At 36.0% G+C, this 23,210-nt stretch carries 21 protein-coding genes and 2 pseudogenes; 6 read left to right on the forward strand and 17 right to left on the reverse strand.

The window, feature by feature from the left end; genetic code table 11:
* Positions 1 to 24: 24 nt before the first annotated feature.
* From EKM01_RS08705 to EKM01_RS08785, 17 genes and pseudogenes are all read right to left on the reverse strand, one after another.
* The gene (locus EKM01_RS08705) at positions 25 to 441 is read right to left on the reverse strand and encodes an adenylyltransferase/cytidyltransferase family protein (protein ID WP_126768036.1); all 417 of its coding nucleotides are present in this window, start codon (positions 439 to 441) and stop codon (positions 25 to 27) included.
* A 17-nt stretch (positions 442 to 458) separates the two neighbouring features.
* Positions 459 to 1,520: a Wzz/FepE/Etk N-terminal domain-containing protein gene (locus EKM01_RS08710; RefSeq protein WP_126767912.1), complete on the reverse strand. Its 1,062-nt coding sequence runs from the start codon at positions 1,518 to 1,520 to the stop codon at positions 459 to 461.
* 221 nt (positions 1,521 to 1,741) lie between these two features.
* A complete protein-coding gene (locus tag EKM01_RS08715; protein WP_126767915.1) occupies positions 1,742 to 4,153 on the reverse strand; it encodes an SLBB domain-containing protein in 2,412 nt (803 codons plus the stop codon).
* A gap of 518 nt (positions 4,154 to 4,671) precedes the next feature.
* Entirely contained in the window at positions 4,672 to 4,854 is a 183-nt protein-coding gene (locus tag EKM01_RS08720; protein WP_126767917.1) for a hypothetical protein, read from the reverse strand.
* A gap of 691 nt (positions 4,855 to 5,545) precedes the next feature.
* A complete protein-coding gene (locus EKM01_RS08725) occupies positions 5,546 to 6,073 on the reverse strand; it encodes an ORF6N domain-containing protein (RefSeq protein WP_126767920.1) in 528 nt (175 codons plus the stop codon).
* A gap of 187 nt (positions 6,074 to 6,260) precedes the next feature.
* The gene (rhuM, locus tag EKM01_RS08730) at positions 6,261 to 7,094 is read right to left on the reverse strand and encodes a RhuM family protein (RefSeq protein ID WP_126767922.1); all 834 of its coding nucleotides are present in this window, start codon (positions 7,092 to 7,094) and stop codon (positions 6,261 to 6,263) included.
* Between the two features lie 393 nt (positions 7,095 to 7,487).
* Complete coding sequence (locus tag EKM01_RS08735; RefSeq protein ID WP_126461339.1) at positions 7,488 to 7,787, reverse strand: helix-turn-helix domain-containing protein; 300 nt, start codon at positions 7,785 to 7,787, stop codon at positions 7,488 to 7,490.
* A gap of 2 nt (positions 7,788 to 7,789) precedes the next feature.
* Positions 7,790 to 8,053: pseudogene (locus tag EKM01_RS08740) on the reverse strand (type II toxin-antitoxin system RelE/ParE family toxin); the annotation flags it as partial.
* Positions 8,054 to 8,282: 229 nt separating this feature from the next.
* The gene (gene rhuM, locus EKM01_RS08745; RefSeq protein WP_126767928.1) at positions 8,283 to 9,122 is read right to left on the reverse strand and encodes a RhuM family protein; all 840 of its coding nucleotides are present in this window, start codon (positions 9,120 to 9,122) and stop codon (positions 8,283 to 8,285) included.
* A 270-nt stretch (positions 9,123 to 9,392) separates the two neighbouring features.
* Positions 9,393 to 10,232, reverse strand: a complete 840-nt coding sequence (locus EKM01_RS08750) for a virulence RhuM family protein (RefSeq protein WP_126767930.1) — start codon at positions 10,230 to 10,232, stop codon at positions 9,393 to 9,395.
* A 301-nt stretch (positions 10,233 to 10,533) separates the two neighbouring features.
* Positions 10,534 to 10,668, reverse strand: a pseudogene (locus EKM01_RS14800) (GDP-L-fucose synthase); the annotation flags it as partial.
* A gap of 141 nt (positions 10,669 to 10,809) precedes the next feature.
* Positions 10,810 to 11,817 carry a mannose-1-phosphate guanylyltransferase gene (locus tag EKM01_RS08760; RefSeq protein WP_126767933.1) on the reverse strand — a complete coding sequence of 336 codons (1,008 nt, stop codon included), beginning with the start codon at positions 11,815 to 11,817 and terminating at the stop codon, positions 10,810 to 10,812.
* A gap of 329 nt (positions 11,818 to 12,146) precedes the next feature.
* A complete protein-coding gene (locus EKM01_RS08765) occupies positions 12,147 to 12,572 on the reverse strand; it encodes an adenylyltransferase/cytidyltransferase family protein (protein ID WP_126767936.1) in 426 nt (141 codons plus the stop codon).
* 36 nt (positions 12,573 to 12,608) lie between these two features.
* A complete protein-coding gene (locus tag EKM01_RS08770; RefSeq protein ID WP_199749418.1) occupies positions 12,609 to 13,919 on the reverse strand; it encodes a nucleotide sugar dehydrogenase in 1,311 nt (436 codons plus the stop codon).
* Between the two features lie 628 nt (positions 13,920 to 14,547).
* The gene (locus EKM01_RS08775) at positions 14,548 to 15,417 is read right to left on the reverse strand and encodes an ABC transporter permease (protein ID WP_126461360.1); all 870 of its coding nucleotides are present in this window, start codon (positions 15,415 to 15,417) and stop codon (positions 14,548 to 14,550) included.
* Between the two features lie 461 nt (positions 15,418 to 15,878).
* On the reverse strand, positions 15,879 to 16,631 hold the full coding sequence (locus tag EKM01_RS08780; RefSeq protein ID WP_126562973.1) for a pirin family protein: 753 nt from the start codon (positions 16,629 to 16,631) through the stop codon (positions 15,879 to 15,881).
* A 90-nt stretch (positions 16,632 to 16,721) separates the two neighbouring features.
* The gene (locus EKM01_RS08785) at positions 16,722 to 17,303 is read right to left on the reverse strand and encodes a Crp/Fnr family transcriptional regulator (protein WP_126767938.1); all 582 of its coding nucleotides are present in this window, start codon (positions 17,301 to 17,303) and stop codon (positions 16,722 to 16,724) included.
* 149 nt (positions 17,304 to 17,452) lie between these two features.
* On the opposite strand from EKM01_RS08785, the gene udk reads away from it, so the two are divergent.
* The 6 genes from udk (at position 17,453) to scpA (ending at position 22,781) form a co-directional block, all read left to right on the forward strand.
* Positions 17,453 to 18,061, forward strand: a complete 609-nt coding sequence (gene udk / locus EKM01_RS08790; RefSeq protein WP_126461373.1) for a uridine kinase — start codon at positions 17,453 to 17,455, stop codon at positions 18,059 to 18,061.
* Positions 18,062 to 18,203: 142 nt separating this feature from the next.
* Entirely contained in the window at positions 18,204 to 18,524 is a 321-nt protein-coding gene (locus tag EKM01_RS08795; RefSeq protein WP_126555369.1) for a septum formation initiator family protein, read from the forward strand.
* Between the two features lie 127 nt (positions 18,525 to 18,651).
* On the forward strand, positions 18,652 to 20,016 hold the full coding sequence (locus EKM01_RS08800) for a methylmalonyl-CoA mutase subunit beta (protein ID WP_126767940.1): 1,365 nt from the start codon (positions 18,652 to 18,654) through the stop codon (positions 20,014 to 20,016).
* 72 nt (positions 20,017 to 20,088) lie between these two features.
* A complete protein-coding gene (locus EKM01_RS08805) occupies positions 20,089 to 20,322 on the forward strand; it encodes a hypothetical protein (protein ID WP_126461382.1) in 234 nt (77 codons plus the stop codon).
* Positions 20,312 to 20,608, forward strand: coding sequence for a type II toxin-antitoxin system RelE/ParE family toxin (locus EKM01_RS08810; RefSeq protein WP_126456040.1), 297 nt, complete (start codon positions 20,312 to 20,314; stop codon positions 20,606 to 20,608). The genes EKM01_RS08805 and EKM01_RS08810 overlap by 11 nt, the downstream gene beginning before the upstream one ends.
* Before the next feature lie 34 nt (positions 20,609 to 20,642).
* The gene (gene scpA, locus EKM01_RS08815) at positions 20,643 to 22,781 is read left to right on the forward strand and encodes a methylmalonyl-CoA mutase (RefSeq protein ID WP_126555375.1); all 2,139 of its coding nucleotides are present in this window, start codon (positions 20,643 to 20,645) and stop codon (positions 22,779 to 22,781) included.
* Positions 22,782 to 23,210 lie beyond the last annotated feature (429 nt).

The raw sequence follows: 23,210 nt of genomic DNA on the forward strand, positions 1-23,210 counted from the left end.
TTTGAAGTTTATAATTTTAAAGTACTATTTTAGTTCATTAAGGGATACGACTTTTCTCAACGAACTACTGGAAAAACGATGGTCTCTTTTATTGTAATATAATTCGATTCCTTTTTCTTCGCAATATACTCTTCCTGTAAAAGTTTCTTCTTTATATTCATCCCCTATAATACGTACATCAATTTTAAAGGAACGTAAAATATCTTCTAAATCTTGTTCTGTTGCATAAGGAACAATCTCATCTACAAACTTACAACCTTTCAACTGTATGTAGCGCTCCACCACCGTTTGGGCGGGTTGGTTTTTACCTAATCGATCTAGCGTAGGATCAGTTTGCAAACCCACAATCAAATAATCACAGTGTCGTTTCGCTTCTTCCAGCATTTTTACATGACCGGCATGAAATAAATCAAATGCACTAAAAGTTATTCCAACTCGTATTGTATTGCTTTCCATATTTACGCCAATTGTTTTAAAATCTTTCTTACAATTAACAAGATTACAATTAAAAATCCCGCTAAAAAACCACCCATTACAATCCCTTTTGTTTTCCCAAATTTTTCTTTCATCAAAGGCAAAATAGGTCGATCAATAACCTGAATCAAAGGCGTTTCTTTACGTAAAGTTACTTTAGCTAGTTCCGTTTGTTTGACTAATTCCGTTAGTATTGCTGTGTTTGCCTGTACATCGACCTGTCTTCTAGCGGAAGGGGCGCGACGCACATTCATAGCAGGATTCAATCCAAAAGTATTGTCATTGGCAACCGCCACACCGGTAATCGCTCCGTTGAGTTCACCACGTATAGAATCCGTTTGTCGTTCCAGAATATCCATATTCATGCGGGCCTTTTTACTTTTAGTATTCACATAAAAATCAGAAACTTCTTTGACAAGCGCTTCCGTAAAATACTTGGAAAACAATTCATTAGTAGAAGAGACATCTATGTTAATAATAGCAATCTTTTTATCTTTTTGTCCTACTGTTAATCCGGTTTTAGACAAATCTTGATATACCACACCCAAGATACTGTCATGTACACGGGTAAAATGGGTACGCTTGGTATCGGGTAAAAACTGAATAGCCTTAAATTTCGGATTATTGTTCCATTGGTCTCTCCAACCATTATTCTGAATGTACATCTCCGCCAAAGAAATGGTTTTTCCATCTAGAACAACTGGACTTAACAAAGTTTGTTCCACCATAGCGCGAGACTTGAACAACTCGGTCAAATTAGATCCGGTAAAAATACTTCCGCCGCCGCCGCCAAGATCTATACCAAATGAACTCGCCAAACCTAAGGCACCGCCTAATCCTCCAGATTTCTCATCTTCTAGTGCGAAGGACAAAGAAGCTGTATATACCGGTTTTTTACTAAAAGAATAGGCTAACCCTAAAGCTGCCCCTATAACTCCTGCTAAAACAATAATTTTCCATTGCCCAAGCAAATAAGAAAACCATTCTCTTCCTTTTTCAATAAGTTCTTTTAACGATATTTCATCGTTTGGTATTTGTTCGTTCATTTTTCGGTTTTCTGTTATCCGTTGTCTGTTAATCAGCCTGCCCCGAGTTTTTACCGAGGGGTCACTTCGAGTAATTTTATAAAATAGCGACAGCAGTTGCATAAAATTGTATCGAGAAGTAGATTATTAATTTTTCATTTCCCTTCCTTTGGATCTGGTTCAAAAATATAAAGTGCTGAATTTTCGATTCCCTTTAGGACTGGAGCAAAAACTAAAGATACCTACTTAAAAGCGGTCAAAATAAGTAACGCTAAACTTGACATTACACTTCCTATTCCTACCCATTCCCCGGCACTCATTTTTTTAACTTCCGGTTTTTCTGGCACTATAATTTGAGAACCTGCAGTCACTTTAGGATACGTTTTTATGAATAAGAAAGAACTTACTACATCTGCTTTACCATTTGGATAAATAATGTAGGCCTTTTTCTTCCAGCCCTTGGCATCGATACCACCAACAGCATCTAAATAATAATTAAATCCTTTTCCTTTTGTATAAGGAATCTCCGAAGTTAACAATACATTACCTGCCACTTTAACCCCTTCATTGTAAGTAGCCACTTCAATCTCATCACCGGGAAACAAAGTTACATTGGTGTTGCTTTTTGGATTTTCAACAATGGCTTTCCAATCCACTGGTATGGTGGCAAATTTTAAATCTTCTTTTAGTTTTTTAGTAAGCTTGTTTTGGATACTGTCTTTTTTACCCAAATTCATATTTACATTTTCCAATGCTTCTATTTGTTCGGCTTGAATGGGTCTCTTGATCTTAACTCCCTCTATATTGGCAACTGATGTCAAGCCACCTGCTCGTGCAACAATATCATAGACTTTGTCTTTTTTAGTTGCCAAAACATATTTACCGGCATAATGGACCGCTCCGCTGATAGTGACCATCTCTGGTTTATCATACACCGCCATTTTACGGATATTCACCACATCAAAAGGCTTCAAATCAAAGTTCTTTAACTGTTCATTGTTATCAGCCGTAATTTCGATATTAAACAATTCCGCTTTATTCGGATTGGCATCGTCTATTTCTTCCGATTGAATCATTCTTGCTATCTCAACTCTCTTAGAAGCCGATCCTGTTAATCCACCAGCTTGAACCAATAGATCATTTAAGGTTAAGTTTTCATGATACTGATAAACACCTGGTTTTTTAATCTCACCATCAATGGTTATTTTAAAGTCTTCAACAAAATCTAAAATTGAATACACCGTTACGATGTCTTCTTTAAATAATGCAACATCCGCTTCTAGATCCCCTGCTAAGGCTTTGGCTAAATTTACATTGACTATTTCCGTGGTCAAATCCGATTGTAGTCGAATGATTCTCGCTCTGTTGCTATACGCATCTTCTTTTAGACCTTCCGCCTTTGCAATCAAATCGGAAACACGCATTCCTTCATAAAAAGAATAGGTATCCGGTCTAAAAACAGCACCGTCAATTTTGATACGGTTTTCAAAACGATTCAGAATTTTAGTCACTCTAAACACATCCCCGGACAACGGTTTATAAGTATTAAATTCTGCGAATTTTACATCTCGAACTTTAAATTCTTTAGCTGTTTTTTGCAATACATTTACCGAAGCAGTATACGCCAATTCATTGAATCCTGATGCAAAAGACAGTAAATCAGCAAATGTCTCCCCTTTTTTCATTTCAAAAATACCAGGACGTTTTACCTGTCCCTCGACGGTGACCCTTTGATTGTAGGCCGGAATTCGAATGACATCATTATCCTTTAATCCCACATTATCCGATTGATTTCCATTGACAAGGAAGCGGTAAATATCAATGTTTTTGAATACTTTATTATCCCTTAACAATTCAATATTTCTGTAACTGCCGTTTTTTCCCGGGCCACCACCTAAAAATAACGCATTATAAACGGTTGCCAAAGAAGATATCGAATAATTACCGGGTTGCTTACTGCCTATTATAGTAACTCTAATGGTTCTGATGCGACTTAAAGTCACTGCGACTTGAGATTGTCCTGATCCCACTGTGCTATACACTCTTGCGATTGCACCTTTTATTTTTTGGGTAGCAGCCTCAATCGTCATTCCGGAAACGGAAATCTGACCTACATATTGAATGGTTATTTTACCCTCTGTAGATACGGGAATACTAGCATTAAATTCTTGTACTCCATACACACTAACCTGCAATTCATCGCCGGGTCCCAACACGTAATTTACAGGCGTAGCCAATTTTAAATTGGGTTCAAAATTTAAGGTAGGATTATCGAAAAGCTCCGAACCAAAAATTAAAGCATTTAGGGTATCTTTTACTTTCGTATTGACGATTTTTTCTTGTTTTCTATCTTCCGTATCACTGGAATTACTAGTATTTGAAACGCCTGTTTGCAAGGACAGACCAGCAATTCGAGTTCTTAATTTAGCAAACTCCGAAGCGGGCATTCCTTTGGCTAGAGCCATAGGTTCTGCTTGTTCAATCGTCATATTGTTTGTTTGCAGCTGAGTTTTTATTTTTGCGATGTCGCTATCGATCAAATTATCCACTTTTAAAGTACTCAAATCAGTACTTTTTAACAAGTCCTGTGCAAGTACATGGGAAGATTGGAAAAAAGCAAACAACAATAAAAGAGCAACAATTATTTTTCTCATAAGTAATGTGTAAAAATGTGTATTTTTTTAATTCGAAATATTTTAAGTACTATTTTTTTAAATAAGTAATAACTAAAATTTAATGTCGTGTTTTACTAAAATTCTATATTTCTTTGCCATAAATTTCAAAGATCGGCACAGATTAATTCGCCACGCAGCTTTAAAAATCGTTTTAATTCATCCAATCTGTGGCAGAAAACTCTTTTTAATAATTGCGACAATATATTTTTCGTGCTACTTATACTATTTTTTAAATAACAAGAAACCCGTTGGGCGTAATGAATAAATTTCCCATTAATCTTAAAGAAAAAATTGATGCACAGCACGTAATTTTAAAATATAAGTAATAACCATGGTATAATGTCGTGTTTTAAAATCAGGATAAAATTATGTAACAATATAATTTAAAGCTGTTTTACTTAAAGTTAATTCTTTTGACTTTACGACTTTTAAACTTTCGACTTACCTATGTTTCTATGTGGTTAAAAAATTAAACAAATTGCATTACACCCAAGGGGTTAACTAGAATAAAACAAACAACTCTTTATCGTTTTTATTGTAGGAAGTTCTAATCCGTTGTTAAGGGAGCTTTTTCCGATTTTTTTTGAAAGCGGTACGATTAAGCGAGCGCGTAATTTAGTAAATTCTGAAGCGGGCATTCCTGTCGATAAAGCTAGAGGTTCGGCCTGATGAATAGTCATATTGTTGCTTTTCAACTAAGCTCTACTCTTTTCGAGAGCAGCACCCGATAAATTGTCTACTGGCGGAGTACTCCAATCGGCAGTTTTTAATATATCCTGAGCGCTTATCCGGACAGAATGAAAGAGGATTAAAAGGACACTACGGCAGTACCTATTATTTCCATAATTTTTTTTCAAGTATTTTAAATTCTAAAGGGGAACACTATTACCTAATAACGAACCGCTACACCCAATTCTTTATTTTTATAAAAGCTTCGCTGCTCAAAATCCCATTTTACAGTTATTTTGTGCGGCTTGCGCAAAAGTAGCAATTTTTTATAGCATTAGAAATAAAAAGGTTTACAATTAATCTTTTCTTAACCGATTAAATCTTTTCCTTTAAATGGTTAATTGGTTAATCGTTTAACTGGTTAATCGTTTACTATTTCGTTAACCGATTAAGTTTTTCTCTTTAAATGGTTAATCGTTTAAGTGGTTAATTGTTTAATCGTTTAACTGGTTAATCGTTTACTATTTCGTTATCCGATTACACTTTTTTTTAACCGATTAAACCTTTCCTAACCGATTAAACTTTTCTCATCGATTAAACTTTTTTCTCATCGATTAACCGATTAAACTTTTCTTAACCGATTAACCCTTTTCCTAACCGATTAACCCTTTTCTCATCGATTAAACCTTTTTCCTTTAACGTTTATTTATATCCCAGTTTTTTTCGATTTTCCCATTTCTTTTGCTCTATTTTTTCTTCAATAAATTGATCCATTACAGTATAAATTTCCATCAATTGTACATCGTGTTCTCCAAGGCGTTGTTCCAAATCATTTTTCAATTCCATGATTTGTTCAGAAAGATGACTTTGCAAACTAATTGTTTTTCTGATTTCTACAAAGGCACGCATAATGGCGATATTAGTTTCAACTGCTTTTTTAGATTTTAAAACCGTACTAAGCATTGCAACTCCTTGTTCACTGAAAGCAAATGGGGTTTGAGGGCTAAACTTTATTGATTCTGGTAGGTTATCACAATTTGTGATAAGCTCCTGCCATTCTATTTTATTGAGTTGAAACATAAAATCATCAGGAAATCGATAATCGTTTCTACGCACTGATTGTTTTAAACTTCTTGTTTCCACTTCATATAGTGATGATAAATCAAAGTCAAGCATAACTTTTACTCCACGAAATTCATAAATTTTTGATTGAAATAAACTTAAATCCATATCTAGTTCTTTTCATTGGTTAATTGGTTAATCGTTTAATTGGTTAATCGTTTACTATTTCGTTAATCGATTAAACCTTTTTCTCATCGATTAAACCTTTCCTAACCGATTAAACTTTTCTCATCGATTAAACGATTAACCTTTTCTTAACCGATTAAACCTTTCTTAAACGATTAACCCTTTCCTACTACTCGTATAATTTTCCAAGCAATGTTGCAGGGTCAATATTCAATTTTGAGAAAGCAAACCATTTTTTGCCTAAGTCTTTAAGTGATGCTCCTATATGATACACTTCCGTTTCATCGATTATCAAAAAACGATCATGTGATTTGGAAAATTGCTTAATTTCGACAAGTTCGTATTGGGAATTGAACCGCTCTAAATCGAGTTTTAACTGTTTAGTAATGTCTTTTGTGTAAATAATAACGCCAACTCCTTTTTCTCTCTTTGACAACTGTATTAAAACAGTTTCGTCTACGAAATTATCAATAAGAAGGATCGATTTTTTTGCAGATTTTATCAGTCTGGAAACAAAGGAATGTGCATCGAAAATTTGTCCATCATAGAAAATCCCTTGATTTAGGGGAAGAGAGGTATTTAACAAAATTTCAATTTTCTGGTCATGCTCGAAAATCTTTTTCTCGATATTTTCAATTCTATTCTGAATCGCATAGCCTTTTAACAAATAGGATTTCAAAGTATTAGTTGCCCATATCCTGAATTGTGTCCCCGTTTTTGACTTCACTCTATAACCGACGGAAATAATCACATCGAGATTGTATAGCTTTGTTTTGTATTTTTTGCCATCAGAAGCAGTTAGTAAGAAATCCTTACTAACTGAACCTGCTTCTAACTCTTGCTCTTTAAATAGGTTTCCAATGTGCAACGTGATGTTGTTTCGAGTCGTTTGAAATAAGGCTGACATTTGCAACTGCGTTAACCATACGGTCTCATCTTCAATTCGAACCTCAATATGGCTTGATAGAATTTCAGACTGATAGATAACTATTTCGTTGTTCATTATTTTCTGCTTGCTTGGTTGTTGTTTTTAAATGGTTAATCGTTTAATCGTTTAACTGGTTAATCGTTTACTATTTCGTTAACCGATTATACTTTTTTCTTTAAATGGTTAATAGGTTAAGTGTTTAACTGGTTAATTGGTTAATTGTTTACTATTTCGTTAATCGATTAAACCTTTCTTAAACGATTAAACTTTTTTCTCATCGATTAACCGATTAAACCTTTCTTAATCGATTAAACTTTTTTCTCATCGATTAACCGATTACACTTTTCTTAACCGATTAAACCTTTTTTCTTTAAATGGTTAATCCATAAGGCAAACTACCTGGATTCCAAATTTAAAGCCGGTCTTTAAAAAGCATGACCTGAACAAATTGTAGTGAGATGTACTGATTTATAAAAATGTCAATCCTATTCGTTTGTTTAATCCTAATTCAAAAAGTCGAATCAGTGTTGAAATTTGAATATTTCCTTTTCCATTTTCAATTTTAGAAATATAACTTTTTTTAGTCCCTGTCTTTTCGGCAAGCTGTTCCTGTGTCATTTTTGCTTCTTTTCTTGCTTGCTTCAGCATTTCGCTGATAATAAACATTTGAGTGTGTTCCTCATATTTATTTCTGCTTTCTGTTCCAATTTTTCCGTGTTCAACTTCAATAAGTTGATCAAAATTAGTTATGTGGCTATATTTGTCCATGTCTAATTTGTTTTAGTTGAAAAATATTCTTTTCTCAATCGTATTGCTTTTTCTAATTCGCTATTGGGAGTTTTCTGAGTTTTCTTTTGAAAGGCATTGAATAATACAACTACGTTTCCTTTGTCGAAACAACAAAATATTCTGTAAATATTGGATTGATATTCAACTCTTATTTCATAAACTCCATCGCTTCCGGACAAATGTTTTAAAAATTTTTCAGGAACTCTGTCAACTTGCATTACCAGTTCAAGAATATTTTTAATCTTAGCTTTTACTTTATCACACTATAGTTACCCTAAAAGGCTGTTTTTTTTTTAGCAGGAACGACTGATAGTTTAATTGGTTAATAGTTTACTATTTCGTTAACCGATTAAACTTTTTCCTCATCGATTAACCGATTAAACCTTTCTTAAACGATTAAACTTTTCTCATCGATTAAACGATTAATCTTTTCTTAACCGATTAAACCTTTCTTAAACGATTAACCCTTTCCTACTACTCGTATAATTTTCCAAGCAATGTTGCAGGGTCAATATTCAATTTTGAGAAAGCAAACCATTTTTTGCCTAAGTCTTTAAGTGATGCTCCTATATGATACACTTCCGTTTCATCGATTATCAAAAAACGATCATGTGATTTGGAAAATTGCTTAATTTCGACAAGTTCGTATTGGGAATTGAACCGCTCTAAATCGAGTTTTAACTGTTTAGTAATGTCTTTTGTGTAAATAATAACGTCAACTCCTTTTTCTCTCTTTGACAACTGTATTAAAACAGTTTCGTCAACGAAATTATCAATAAGAAGGATCGATTTTTTTGCAGATTTTATCAGTCTGGAAACAAAGGAATGTGCATCGAAAATTTGTCCATCATAGAAAATCCCTTGATTAGGAGACAAATTTGTTTTTAAAATCAAATCAAATTCATTGTTTTTATTTTCCAAAGAACCTACTTTTTTTTCTAAAACATCCATTCGATGATGAATAGCATAGCCTTTGAGCAGATAGTTTTTCAGAATTTTATTTGCCCAAATACGAAACTGAACCCCTCTATTTGATTTCACTCTATAACCTAAAGACATAATCATGTCCAAATTATAAAACTCTACTTGATACGTTTTACCATCACTAGCAGTTGTCGCAAATTTTGCGACAACTTGAATTCCTTCAAGTTCTTCTTTGAGTGCATTAGAAATATGCTTGCCTATAGTTTTAATATCACGATCAAACAAATCAGCGAGTTGAATTCGATTTAACCACACCGTATCATCTTCAATACGAACCTCAATTTGGCTTGTCAGAATTTCAGATTGATAAATGATGATTTCGTTGTTCATTATTTTCTGCTTGCTTGGTTGTTTTTTAAATGGTTAATGGGTTAATCGTTTAACTGGTTAATCGTTTACTATTTCGTTAACCGATTAAATCTTTTTCCTTTAATGGTTAATCGTTTAAGTGGTTAACTGGTTAATCGTTTACTATTTCGTTAATCGATTACACTTTTTCTCATCGATTAACCCTTTCCTAACCGATTAAACCTTTTTCTCATCGATTAACCCTTTCCTAACCGATTAAACCTTTCTTAAACGATTAACCCTTTCCTACTACTAGTATAATTTTCCAAGCAATGTTGCAGGGTCAATATTCAATTTTGAGAAAGCAAACCATTTTTTGCCTAAGTCTTTAAGTGATGCTCCTATATGATATACTTCCGTTTCATCGATTATCAAAAAACGATCATGTGATTTAGCGAATTCCTTAATTTCGATAAGTTCGTATTGGGTATTGAACCGCTCTAAATCGAGTTTTAACTGTTTAGTAATGTCTTTTGTGTAAATAATAACGCCAACTCCTTTTTCTCTCTTTGACAACTGTATTAAAACAGTTTCGTCAACGAAATTATCAATAAGAAGGATCGATTTTTTTGCAGATTTTATCAGTCTGGAAACAAAGGAATGTGCATCGAAAATTTGTCCATCATAGAAAATCCCTTGATTTAGGGGAAGAGAGGTATTTAACAAAATTTCAATTTTCTGGTCATGCTCGAAAATCTTTTTCTCGATATTTTCAATTCTATTCTGAATCGCATAGCCTTTCAACAAATAGGATTTCAAAGTATTAGTTGCCCATATCCTGAATTGTGTCCCCGTTTTTGACTTCACTCTATAACCGACGGAAATAATCACATCGAGATTGTATAGCTTAACTCTTCGCTTTATCTTTCTAGAACCTTCTTGTTGAACTGTCAAGTATTCCTTGACAGTTGAAAATTCGTCTAGTTCCCCTTCTTTGAAAACATTATTAATATGGAGACTAATATTTTGTTTTGTTGATTGAAATAAATCTACCATTTGTAATTGAGTTAGCCACACAGTCTCATCTTCTATGCGAACCTCAATATGGCTTGACAGCATTTCTGCCTGATAGATAACTATTTCGTTGTGCATTATTTTCTGCTTGCTTGGTTGTTTTTTTTAATGGTTAATGGGTTAATCGTTTAACTGGTTAATCGTTTACTATTTCGTTAATCGATTACACTTTTTTCTTTAAATGGTTAATGGGTTAAGTGTTTAACTGGTTAATTGTTTACTATTTCGTTAATCGATTAAACCTTTCTTAAACGATTAAACTTTTTTCTCATCGATTAAACGATTAACCTTTTCTTAACCGATTAACCCTTTCCTAACCGATTAAACGATTAACCTTTTCTTAACCGATTAAACCTTTCCTAACCGATTAAACTTTTCCCTACATCTTAACTTGCTTAAATGCATTTACATTCTCCAAAAACCAATCGTATGTTTTCTGGATTCCTTCTTCCAGCTGCACCTGATGTTTCCATCCTAGTGCGTGCATTTTGGAGATGTTCATTAGTTTTCTGGGGTACCGTCCAGTTTGCTGGTTCCAAGGGACCTGTGAGCAAGTATTCCTCTTTCAAGGGCTGTGGTGCCAATTTAGGATAGATGCACGAACTTCCCACCATTCCATTGTGTCCTGCGATATATATTTTTGAGGCGGTGTCCATTACTGTAATAATTCCGGTTTTTCCTGTTCCAATGCATTGTATACATTCTTAACATCTTGAGAACTATTTTTTTGAAGAATCAAATTAGCAGTATCCGTATAGACGAAAATAGTGTTTTTCATTCCCACAAACGCCGTATAATTTGTATTGCCAATCACCATGTTTCCATTGGGATCAACAGGATGTCCCGTTGCCACTAAATAGTCGTACACCGATTCGAAAGAACCCAAGTCCGACCATGAAAATTCAGACACGACCACTTTTATCTTTTTACTGCGCTCCATTACCGCATAATCAATACTGATGGATGGTATATCCATGGATAAAGCCAAATCTAGATTTCCATTGCTGTTGTTGTCCCATGCAATTTTAGATTTTTCATAGACTTCCGGATTATAGGTCTTTAATTCCTCCAGAAAAACGCCCGCTTTGAAACAAAACATCCCGCTGTTCCATAAAAAATTGCCTCTGGCTATAAAATCTCTTGCAGATACCTGATTGGGTTTTTCCCGGAAGGAAACCACATCCTCACCCTTGCGCTCAATATACCCGTATCCCGTTTCCGGTTTCGTCGGAATAATACCGAAAGTAACAATAAAACCGTTAGAAGCCTTTTCTACTGCTTCCTGAATCGCCTTATTATAGTGTTCCATATCGCCTATAATATGATCCGAGGGCGTCACGATTAAAACAGTCTCCGGATCAGAAGCTAGTGCAGCAAAAGCGATGGCTGCAGCCGTATTTCGCGGAGTAGATTCAACAATATCAATATATGGAGTATTGGATTTTTCTAGAACGTGTCGACTTAAATGACAGTTATCACTATTTCCCACAACCATAATCTGGTCCACCAAAGTACGATTGCGCTCCACGGTCATTGCAAATAACGATTTACCTTCAAATAAATCTAAATATTGTTTGGGTTGACTTTTGCGAGATAGCGGCCACAATCGGCTTCCCACTCCTCCGGTAAGGATTACATGTGTTACTGCAGGCTGTTTTTTCATAGTGTTTTTTGTGCAATTAGTGCTTATAAGTGATTTGACGCCTCGATTTTGGGGTTTACAAAACAGCCTATTGGCGACTATTTTAATTATATTTTTATTTAGACAGGAATCAAATTAAATTCCCTTTTTTTCTTTCGCTTCTTTTTTAAAGTTTCGAGTTAATGACTTAAAAAACTTAGTATGAAGACTACTAAACGCAAACTTCTTTGCTGTAATGACTTGAATACTTTAGAGTACAGTGAGAGGATGAAATGTTTGAATTTTAGAACATAAACACGCCCCTAACCTCTATAGCTCCACTTTTTACTTTTCACCATTCACTAAAAACACTACTTCTCTTTCATCAGTTCTTTCTCTGTGACTTCTTTTCGCAAGCTGCTACTTGAAAAGCGATGGTCTCGTATATTAAAAAAAAGCACGATCCCTTTTTCTTCACAGTAGTTTCGTCCCGTAAAATTCTTTTCTTTATATTCATCTCCTACGATGCGGACATCAATTTTGAACGCACGTAAAATATCCTCCAGATCTTGCTCTGTTGCATAAGGAACTATTTCATCTACATGCTTACAGCCTTTGAGTTGAATATAGCGTTCAACCACAGATTGGGTAGGCCTGTTTTTTTCAGGACGATCGATAGTAGGATCTGTTTGCAGTCCCGCAATTAAATAGTCACACTGTCCTTTTGCTTCCTCTAACATTTTGATATGTCCGGCATGCAACAAATCAAAAGCACTGAATGTTATCCCTATTTTCATGTTTTCTACTATTATGGTTTGAATCCGTAGTACTATTTACAATCTCCCATCTACTGCATCCCCTAAAACTCCTTTTACATCATACAACACACTAGTTTCTTTTTGTAACTGTGACAAATCTATCGCTAAAAAGGCAGCATGCGCCACTCCTAACACAATGGCATCAAATTTTTTATTGGGCACTGTAGCGGTTGTTTCTAATTGGTATTCGTGTTGTACTTCTGATGGGTTTGCCAAGGGATCATAAATGGTGATGACAATGCCATAATCTGCTAACGCAGTGATTACATCCACAATTTTGGTATTGCGCACGTCGGGACAGTTTTCTTTAAAGGTGATGCCCAGCATTAAAAGTGCCGCACCATTTATAGAAATGCCCTTTTTGATCATCAATTTTACAATTTGAGACGCTACATATTCTCCCATACTGTCATTTAGGCGTCTTCCTGCTAATATAATTTCAGGATGATATCCAAATTCTTGTGCGCGTTGTGCCAAATAATAGGGATCTACCCCAATACAATGTCCGCCCACTAATCCGGGTTTGAAAGGCAGAAAATTCCATTTGGTGCTCGCTGCTTCCAAAACGGCATGCGTATCAATATTCATTAAATTAAATATCTTGGCCAATTCGTTTACAAACGCTATATTGATATCGCGCTGTGAGTTTTCAATTACTTTGGCGGCTTCGGCTACTTTTATACAAGGAGCCAGATGTGTTCCTGCCGTAATAACAGATTGGTATAATTCATTCACTTTTATTCCGATCTCCGGCGTGGAACCAGAAGTCACTTTCAGAATTTTCTCGACCGTATGTTCTTTGTCTCCGGGATTAATTCGTTCCGGGGAATAGCCGGCAAAAAAATCAACATTGAATTTTAATCCTGAAAATTTTTCTAATACAGGCACACATTCTTCCTCAGTTACACCAGGATAAACAGTGGATTCGTAGATAACGATATCGCCTTTTTTTAAAACCTTTCCCACCGTTTCAGAGGATTTGTACAAAGGCGTTAAGTCTGGACGATTATTTTTGTCTACCGGAGTTGGCACCGTGATGATGTAATAATTGCAATCCGCAATAGCAGTGCTTTCTGAAGATACTATTAATCCGTTTGTAACAGACGATTTTTCGACTGCGCTCGAGGTGACAAAACTTGAGACTAATACCTTGCGTAATACTTCATCCGAAATCTCCAGTGTAGTATCCGTGCCTGATTGTAAGGATGCTACCCGAGAGGCATTGATATCAAATCCCACAACAGCATATTGAGTTGCAAATAATCGAGCCAATGGAAGTCCGACATACCCTAATCCAATTACCGCTATTTTTATACTTGAATTCATTTTTTTTTAAACAATTACAATTGAATTGTACATTTTAACCTACCGCTTCGCGACTTCAACTCACATTAATGAGCTGAAAAAGTCATAGATAATAGAGGCAAATATAACTAGAATATGTTGCCGTTTTATTTTTTATTTCTCCTCTGAAACACAAGAAAACATAAAAAAAGACACAAATAACTAGCAATCAATACAAACCATTTGCGAAATCCATTTAAACCCAGATGAAAAATCACCTAAATCAGTGACTAAAAAAGACGCCCTACCAAACCGATTTTAACTATACCGTACCATACTATAAATGTATCGTCTTTTTGTTTTTTGATAAGAACGGATATTTCCTTTTGAACCAGTAAGGCATTACGGTTTGTTACCCTTAAAAACTTACTTTTATTCCCGTTGCGTGTAATTATACCAAACGTCAGTTCGAGTGCGAAGCGTATCGAGAACCGTTTTTAATTTAAAATTTTCTTGTTCTCGATACGATCCCGCCCAAAAGCGGAATCACTCGAACTGACGGAAAATTATCATCAAAAATTAATTATACCCAACAGCTTAACTTTCTTACTTTTCTTACTGGCTAAAAAATCAATCCTAAAATGAACCCTTTCATCAGGACCGGTGTTCTTTACACTGTATCGATAAAACTTTTTTCGGTTCTGTTAAAAATCAAAACTCCCACTAAGAACACCAGTACCGTAATCAAAAAGGTATATCCCAATCCCAAAACAGATATGTGTCCAACATCCAGCAGCATGTATCGTGTCGTTTCGATCACATACGCCAAGGGATTGTAGGTTATCAGCCAGCCGTAATCCGGCAATTTTTCTTTGATGAGTGCCATTGGGTACATCACGGCGGACAAATACATCAATAATTGCACTCCAAAACCAACCAAATTACTAAAATCTCGGTATTTAGTGACTAAGGAAGAGATAAACATTCCCAGTCCCAATCCTAAAACTCCCATCATAACGATCAGTAGTGGAAAAAACAAAGTCGCTGTATTCATCCCTATGGCAGCTCCTTGGGCATAATAATAGCCGTAAAAACAAATGAATATAAAAAATTGAATTCCAAACTTCAATAAGTTGGAAACAACAATAGACAGCGGTACAATAATGCGAGGGAAATATACTTTCCCAAAGATACCTGCATTACTGCCAAAGGTATTCGAGGTACCATTGAGACAGGCCGTGAAGTAATTCCAAACGGTAATCCCGGCCAAATTAAACAAAAAAGGCGGCACGGTTCCGGTATTGATGCCCGCAACATTATTGAAAATAATAGTAAAAGTAATGGAGGTAAACAGCGGTTGTATAAGGTACCAAAGTGGCCCTAAAACCGTTTGCTTATAGACGGTCACCACATCCCTTTTTACAAAAAGCAGCAGCAAATCTCTATACTGCCACACTTCCTTCAGGTTAAGGGAGAAAAATTTATTTTTAGGTGTTATTTCAAACAGCCAAGTGGTGTTTTTTTGTTCGGAATGGTTCATTGGTTCATGCTAAAATGCTACTTTTTGTTGTTCTTTCCGTGCGAAAAAAGCTCAATTTTCTACTACTAAACTCAATTGAATTCTTACGAAGCAAATATAAATAATTTGCATTAAGTATTGTTTAAAAAACAACTTGTTCACATAATTCTTTTTTGCTGCGTCAGAATCGTGCGGAACAGCAGCGCTACTTAAATGATTTTCCAGAAACACTTTCTTTGCTTGCGAATCCTGCAACACACCCACGCCATTCCATGCAGGAACGGCATTTATCAATCGGATTACGGTGGCTGCAATTTATTGACCGGAAACGTTTGAAAACATCATGTGTAATTATACCAAACGTCAGTTCGAGTGCAAAGCGTATCGAGAACCGTTTTTAATTCAAAATTTTCTTGTTCTCGATACGATCCCGCCCAAAAGCGGGATCACTCGAACTGACGAATATGATCATCAAAAATCAATTACAATTGCATGGGTACTTCCATCAACAGGATTTCGGCACTAGCGGAATTAGCGGTAATTTTAATAGCATTGGTATCCCAGATTCCTACTCCGTCTCGCTCGTTTAAAGCAATGTTTCCTATGGCAAAATCGCCTTTCAAAACAAAAGCGTAGATTCCGTTTCCGGGTTTTTTTAATGCATACGTGGCAGCAAAATTCTCGTCGAATTTCCCTATATGAAACCACGCATCTTGATGAATCCAAACACCTTCATCCTCAGGATTTGGGGATAGAATTTGTTGGAGTTTATTGTGACGGTCGTTTAAATCTAAAGTAACTTGATCATAACGAGGCGTTACATTTTTTTTATTTGGATAAATCCAAATCTGCAAAAATTTAACCAGCTGGTCTTTATTTTTATTGTATTCGCTGTGAAAAATTCCGGTACCGGCACTCATGGCCTGAATATCCCCTTCCTTGATTACGGTAGTATTGCCCATACTGTCATGGTGTTCTAAATCGCCTTCGAGCGGAATAGAAATGATTTCCATATTGTCATGCGGATGTTTCCCAAAACCCATCCCCTGATTGACTCTGTCATCATTGAGCACGCGCAATACGCCAAAATTCATTCGCTCCGGATTTTGATAATTCGCAAAACTAAACGTATGATAGGATTCCAGCCAACCGTGATTGGCATGACCCCGCGTGTTTCCTTTGTGCAAAACAAAATGCGTAAGTACTCCTTCTGTATTTTTATCTGTATTTTCCATTGTTCTATTCTTTAAAAATATAATGCAAAGGTGCGTCAAAAAAAAGGCAGCTGCATTGAACCAGGACAAGAAATTAAAAATTATGAGACTTTAAAGTTTTGTCATTTTGGCTCTCACTTTACTTAAAAACTCAGCCGAAATCCCTAGATAAGAAGCAATGTAATGCTGGGCAACGCGCTGCGATAGTGTGGGATACTGTTCCAGAAACTCTATGTATTTCTCGGTCGCTGTTTTAGAAATAGTATGAAACAAACGGTCTTGCGTAACGGCCAGACTGCGCTGCATCAGGATGCGGAACGCGCGTTCAAACTTTGGTGCTTTGGCAAATAATTCTTCTTTTGCTTCCGGGCTGAACAGCAAAAAATCACAATCTTCCAACGTTTCGATATACACACGGCTTGGTGCATCTTCGTATATACTAAAAGAAATATCGCTCACCCACGCATTCTCGAGGGCAAATTGCAGAATAACTTCAAAACCATTGTCGTCAATATAATATTTCCGGACACAACCTTTGATGACAAAAGCTTCAAAATGGCACATTTCGCCTTCCTGAAGTAAAACCGTTTTCTTAGCAACGGTTTTATATTCCAGCAAAGAATTGAAAATTTCTAATTCTTTGGGTTCAAAAGTGACATAACGACTTATGTTTTTATTAATTTGGGAATACAATAGTTTCTCGTTTAGAATTTAAAGATAGCTAAATACCCTTAAAAAATGACTCGTAAATATATTAAATTAGCAAGATTTCCTCAAAAAACAAAATCTGCTCTCGATTAAATTCCTATTTTTGTTCCAATAAAAACATAATAAAAAAATTTATGCTCATTATAGGAATTGCAGGTGGTACAGGAAGCGGAAAAACAACCGTTGTACATCAGATTATGAATGAATTACCACAGACAGAAGTTGGTATTATTTCACAAGATTCATATTACAAAGAAAATCACGGACTCTCCTTTGATGAAAGAGCATTGATCAATTTTGATCATCCCCGAGCCATTGATTTTGAGTTGCTAGTGGCCCACCTCAAAGAATTAAAGGAAGGAAATAACATTCACCAACCCGTTTATTCCTTTGTAACCCACAACCGGTCTGACGATACCGTTTTTACTCATCCCAGAAAAGTGATGATTGTAGAAGGAATTTTAATCTTGGCCAATCCCGAATTAAGAGAATTATTTGATGTAAAAATATACGTTCATGCCGATTCTGACGAACGATTAATCCGACGCATGAAACGCGATATAATGGAACGTGGCCGTGACATGAATGAAGTACTTAACAGATACCAAACCACATTAAAGCCAATGCACGAGCAGTTCATTGAACCAACCAAGGCATTTGCGGACATCATTATTCCAAATGACAAGTACAACACGGTAGCCATTGATGTGGTGCGCGCAGTAATAAATCAAAAAATTCTGTGATTTAGTTGTAATTTTAACAGAATAATTAGTAGGAGCTATTTCCCGCTTTCCGTTGCAATCTTTTAGTAGGTGAATCTTCCTTCGTCAGTATCACCTACTAAAAGGATTTCCACTATAATCGGGGCTAAAAAAAATAAAAAAAATGACAAATCCATATAAAGACAAACCTTGGTTTAAATTCCTGAGCAACAAATATGTCTGGGTCCTGTTGTTCTTTTCGTCTTGGATGATTTTTCTGGACAACTATTCGTATTTTGATCATCGCATTTTAGACAAACAAATTAAAGATCTGGAAGACAATGCAGAATATTACAAAGACGAAATAAAAAAAGACAAAGAGAATATCAAACAATTAAACAATTCCGAACAAATAGAAAAATACGCCCGAGAAAAATACTATATGAAAAAAGATAGTGAAGACATTTACATCATCGAATTTGAAGGCGACACGATTCAAAAATAAAATCCCATTCCCAACCATTCCCAAAGGGAAGAGAGTGTACAATTTATAGTAATTATTAAAAACAGAACACCAAGTTTCGGTTCCCTCTCCTATGAAGAGGACTGGAGTGAGGAAAATGACTAACAAAATGGATACAAACCTTTTCGATGATTTCAACCCCATTTCCTCCAAACAATGGAAACAAAAAATCCAATTTGAACTCAATGGATCGGATTACAATGAAACCGTAGTTTGGAATTCTCCGGAAGACATTCAGGTAAAACCTTTTTACCACAAAGAGGAGTTTACAAAAGTATTTCCCGTTACCACAAAAGCAACAGAATTTAGAATTTGCCAAAATATATTTGTCTACGACCTTGAAAAATCAATAGAACGGGCATTAGACACACTGAATCGCGGGGCAGACAGCCTGCGCTTTACAATAGAAAACGAATCAATTAACGTTACCGATCTATTGGAAAAATTGCCTTTAGAGAACGTTACAGTATATTTTAACCTGGGATTTATTTCAATCGATTTCGTCAAAAAAATTGATGTTTTCGCCAAGAAAAGCAACACTGTAATTTTCTGTAATCTGGATCCTATAGGACAATTAGCCAAAGATGGAAACTGGTTTACAACTAAAGAAAAAAGCAATTTTGACACCCTGAATTTGCTTTCGGCAGCAACAACATCGGTATCGCTACTTAGTATCAACGCTGCGTTGTATCAAAATGCCGGTGCCACTATGGTGCAGCAAATTGCCTATAGTGTAGGACAAGCCAATGAGTATTTCAATAGAATTGACGCCATAAATACACCCATTGTTTTTGAAGTGGCCGTAGGAACAAATTACTTTTTTGAAATTGCAAAACTACGAGCGTTGCGCTTGCTTTTTAATCTCGTCGCCAAGGAATACAACCATACTTTAGCGTGCAACATCATCGTTTCGCCTACCAAACGTAACAAAACATTATACGATTACAATATAAATATGTTGCGTACCACAACTGAATGTATGAGTGCCATTATTGGAGGAGCGGATGCTATTGCCAATTTACCTTATGATGCTTTGTACCACAAAGACAACGAATTTGGCGACCGCATAGCGAGAAACCAATTGTTGATCCTCAAAAATGAAAGTTATTTTGACAAAGTCAATAATCCGGCAGACGGCAGTTATTATATCGAAAACCTAACCAATCAACTAGCGGAAAAAGCATTGGCTTTATTCAAAGACATAGAGGCAAATGGCGGTTTCCTGAAACAACTTAATGACGGAATCATCAAAAGAAAAATTCAGGAAAGTGCGGATACCGCGCAGGAACTATTTGATTCTGGGAAAGAAATTTTATTGGGAACAAACAAACATCCTAACAAACAGGATAAAATGAAACATGATTTAGAATTGTTTCCTTTTGTAAAAGTCAAACCAAGAAAAACCTTGATTACACCCATAATCGAAAAACGTCTGGCAGAAAAAACGGAACAGGAACGATTGGATCTTGAATAGTAAGCCCGACGCTGTTATTTAATTTAATACCATTGGAAAAGAGTATATTTACTTTGCTAAAAACATAAAATAATGGAACCCATAAGACAAATCGTTAAGGTGAAAAATCACAAAATAAGCATCACACTGCCGAATGATTTTAATGCTGATGAAGTTGAAGTGATTATTCTTCCAAAGTCGAATACTTTAGAAATCCCTCAATGGCAAATGGACCAAGTTAGAGAAAGAACTGAGAAATATCTTAAGAATCCATCTTCAGCTCAAGATATTGATGATTTTCTAAAAGATATTGACGGTGGGTTATAAAATTGTAATTGTAGAGGAAGCTAAACTTGATTTCAAAACAGCTTTGGATTGGTACAAAGGCATTCACCCTAAATTGGGCGATACGTTCTCCAATTCGTTCAAGGAAAGTTTAAAAATAATTAAGTCAAATCCATTACTTTTTCAAATAAGATATGATAAGACCAGAGTAGCTTTAATTGAAAATTTTCCATACTTAATTCATTTCAACAGCTACGAGAACATAATTGTCATTACAGCTATTTTTCATACTTCAAGAAATACTGAAATATGGACTGAAAGGAATTAAAATTTCAAAAAACTATAATCTTTGTACTAAACAAATGAAAAGAAAAGATTTACAACACATACAATTAAAAAGTACAGCGCTAAAACTCGAGCATGAAAATGCTGTGGCTGATGCATTTCTAACTGCAGAAGGAATAGAAGTAAAACCTACGTATTCAGAACAAGATATTAAGAATCTTACTCATCTTGATTTTGGGGCTGGTTTTGCTCCCAATTTACGCGGCCCATACACCACAATGTACGTCCGCCGACCATGGACGGTGCGTCAATATGCCGGATTTTCAACTGCCGAAGAAAGCAATGCTTTTTACAGGAGGAATCTGGCTGCGGGTCAAAAAGGACTATCCATTGCTTTTGATTTACCCACACACCGCGGCTATGATTCCGATCATGAGCGCGTAGTGGGCGATGTGGGGAAAGCAGGAGTTGCCATTGACTCCGTGGAAGACATGAAAGTATTATTTGACCAAATTCCGCTTAATGAAATGTCCGTTTCTATGACAATGAATGGCGCTGTTTTACCTATTATGGCTTTCTATATTGTCGCCGCCGAAGAACAAGGCGTAGCACCCGAGTTGCTTTCCGGTACGATACAAAATGACATTCTCAAAGAGTTTATGGTCCGTAATACCTATATTTATCCGCCAACGCCTTCGATGAAAATCATTGCTGATATTTTTGAATTTACCAGCAAAAAAATGCCCAAATTCAACTCGATTTCCATTTCTGGCTACCACATGCAAGAAGCGGGAGCCACGGCTGATATTGAACTGGCGTACACGCTGGCCGATGGATTGGAATACATCAGAACTGGATTAGCAACCGGAATGAAAATTGATGAATTCGCCCCACGACTGTCCTTTTTCTGGGCGATTGGAATGAACCATTTTATGGAAATTGCCAAAATGCGCGCAGGAAGAATGATCTGGGCGAAATTAGTAAAGCAATTTGAACCAAAAGACGATAAATCATTAGCGTTACGAACCCATTGTCAAACTTCGGGATGGAGTTTAACCGAGCAAGATCCCTTTAACAATGTGGCAAGAACCTGTATTGAAGCAGCAGCAGCAGCTTTTGGAGGCACACAATCTTTGCATACCAACGCCTTAGATGAAGCAATTGCGTTACCAACAGATTTCTCGGCCAGAATTGCCAGAAACACGCAACTTTATTTACAAGACGAAACTAAAATTACTAAAACGGTTGATCCTTGGGCAGGCAGTTATTATGTAGAAAGTCTGACAAATGAAATTGCTGAAAGTGCCTGGAAACTCATTCAAGAGGTAGAAGAACTGGGCGGTATGACCAAAGCTATTGAATCCGGAATTCCGAAACTTAGAATCGAGGAAGCAGCAGCCAGAAAACAAGCGAGAATAGACAGCGGGCAGGATATTATTGTGGGCGTTAACAAATATAGATTAGAAAAAGAAGACCCTTTACAGATTTTGGATGTGGACAATCAAATGGTCCGCAAGCAACAATTGGAACAATTAGACCGAATCAAAGCGACCAGAGCTACTGAAAAAGTGCAGGAATCGCTGAAAAAATTAATCCTTTGTGCGCAAACTGGTGAAGGAAATTTACTGGAAATAGCGGTTGAAGCCGCTCGAAACAGAACTACGCTGGGTGAAATCAGCGATGCGCTGGAAACAGTTTTTGGAAGATACAAAGCACAAATTAAATCCTTTAGCGGTGTGTATAGCAAAGAAATAAAAGACGACAAAAGCTTTGAAAAAGCAAAACAACTGGCAGATGAATTTGCAAAAAAAGAAGGACGTCGCCCTAGAATCATGATTGCCAAAATGGGACAAGATGGTCACGATCGTGGCGCTAAAGTGGTGGCTACCGGGTATGCTGATGTTGGTTTTGATGTTGACATTGGCCCGCTTTTTCAAACACCAGCTGAAGCGGCCAAACAAGCGATAGAGAATGATGTGCACATCCTGGGAGTTTCCTCACTGGCGGCAGGACACAAAACGCTGGTACCACAAGTTATTGCAGAACTTAAAAAATACGATCGAGAAGATATTATGGTCGTGGTAGGTGGCGTAATTCCGGCACAAGATTATCAGTTTCTATTTGATGCCGGTGCGGTTGCCGTTTTTGGCCCTGGCACAAAAATCAGTGAAGCGGCTATTAAGATATTAGACATTTTAATGGACAGTTTCGACTAAAACTACAGCCTATTATTTTGACTCAAAATTTAAGAACATCAATCGAAAGGCTGGTGTTTTTTGTTTTAAATCAGATGCCTATCCGCTAAACGGACTACGTTTACAAAACAGAACTATTTCTAAAAAAGTTAGCTATGAATTACACTAATTTTTACCATTTTTTTTAAAATAAGTAATAACCATGGTATAATGTCGTATTTTAAAATCAGGATAAAATTATGTAACAATATGATTTAAAGCTGTTTTACTCAAAGTTAATTCTTTCGACTTTACGACTTTTAAACTTTCGACTTACTTATTGATAAACAGTAAATTAAATATTTAAAAAAATAACACGTCTTACCTTTAGTCATTTATTACAAGTAACCCGTTGGGTGTAATTAGTTTTTGATGGGAATTTTCGTCCGTTCGAGTGATCCCGCTTTTGGG

The sequence above is a fragment of the Flavobacterium sp. RSP46 genome (assembly GCF_003984825.1).
Classification (GTDB): Bacteria; Bacteroidota; Bacteroidia; order Flavobacteriales; family Flavobacteriaceae; genus Flavobacterium.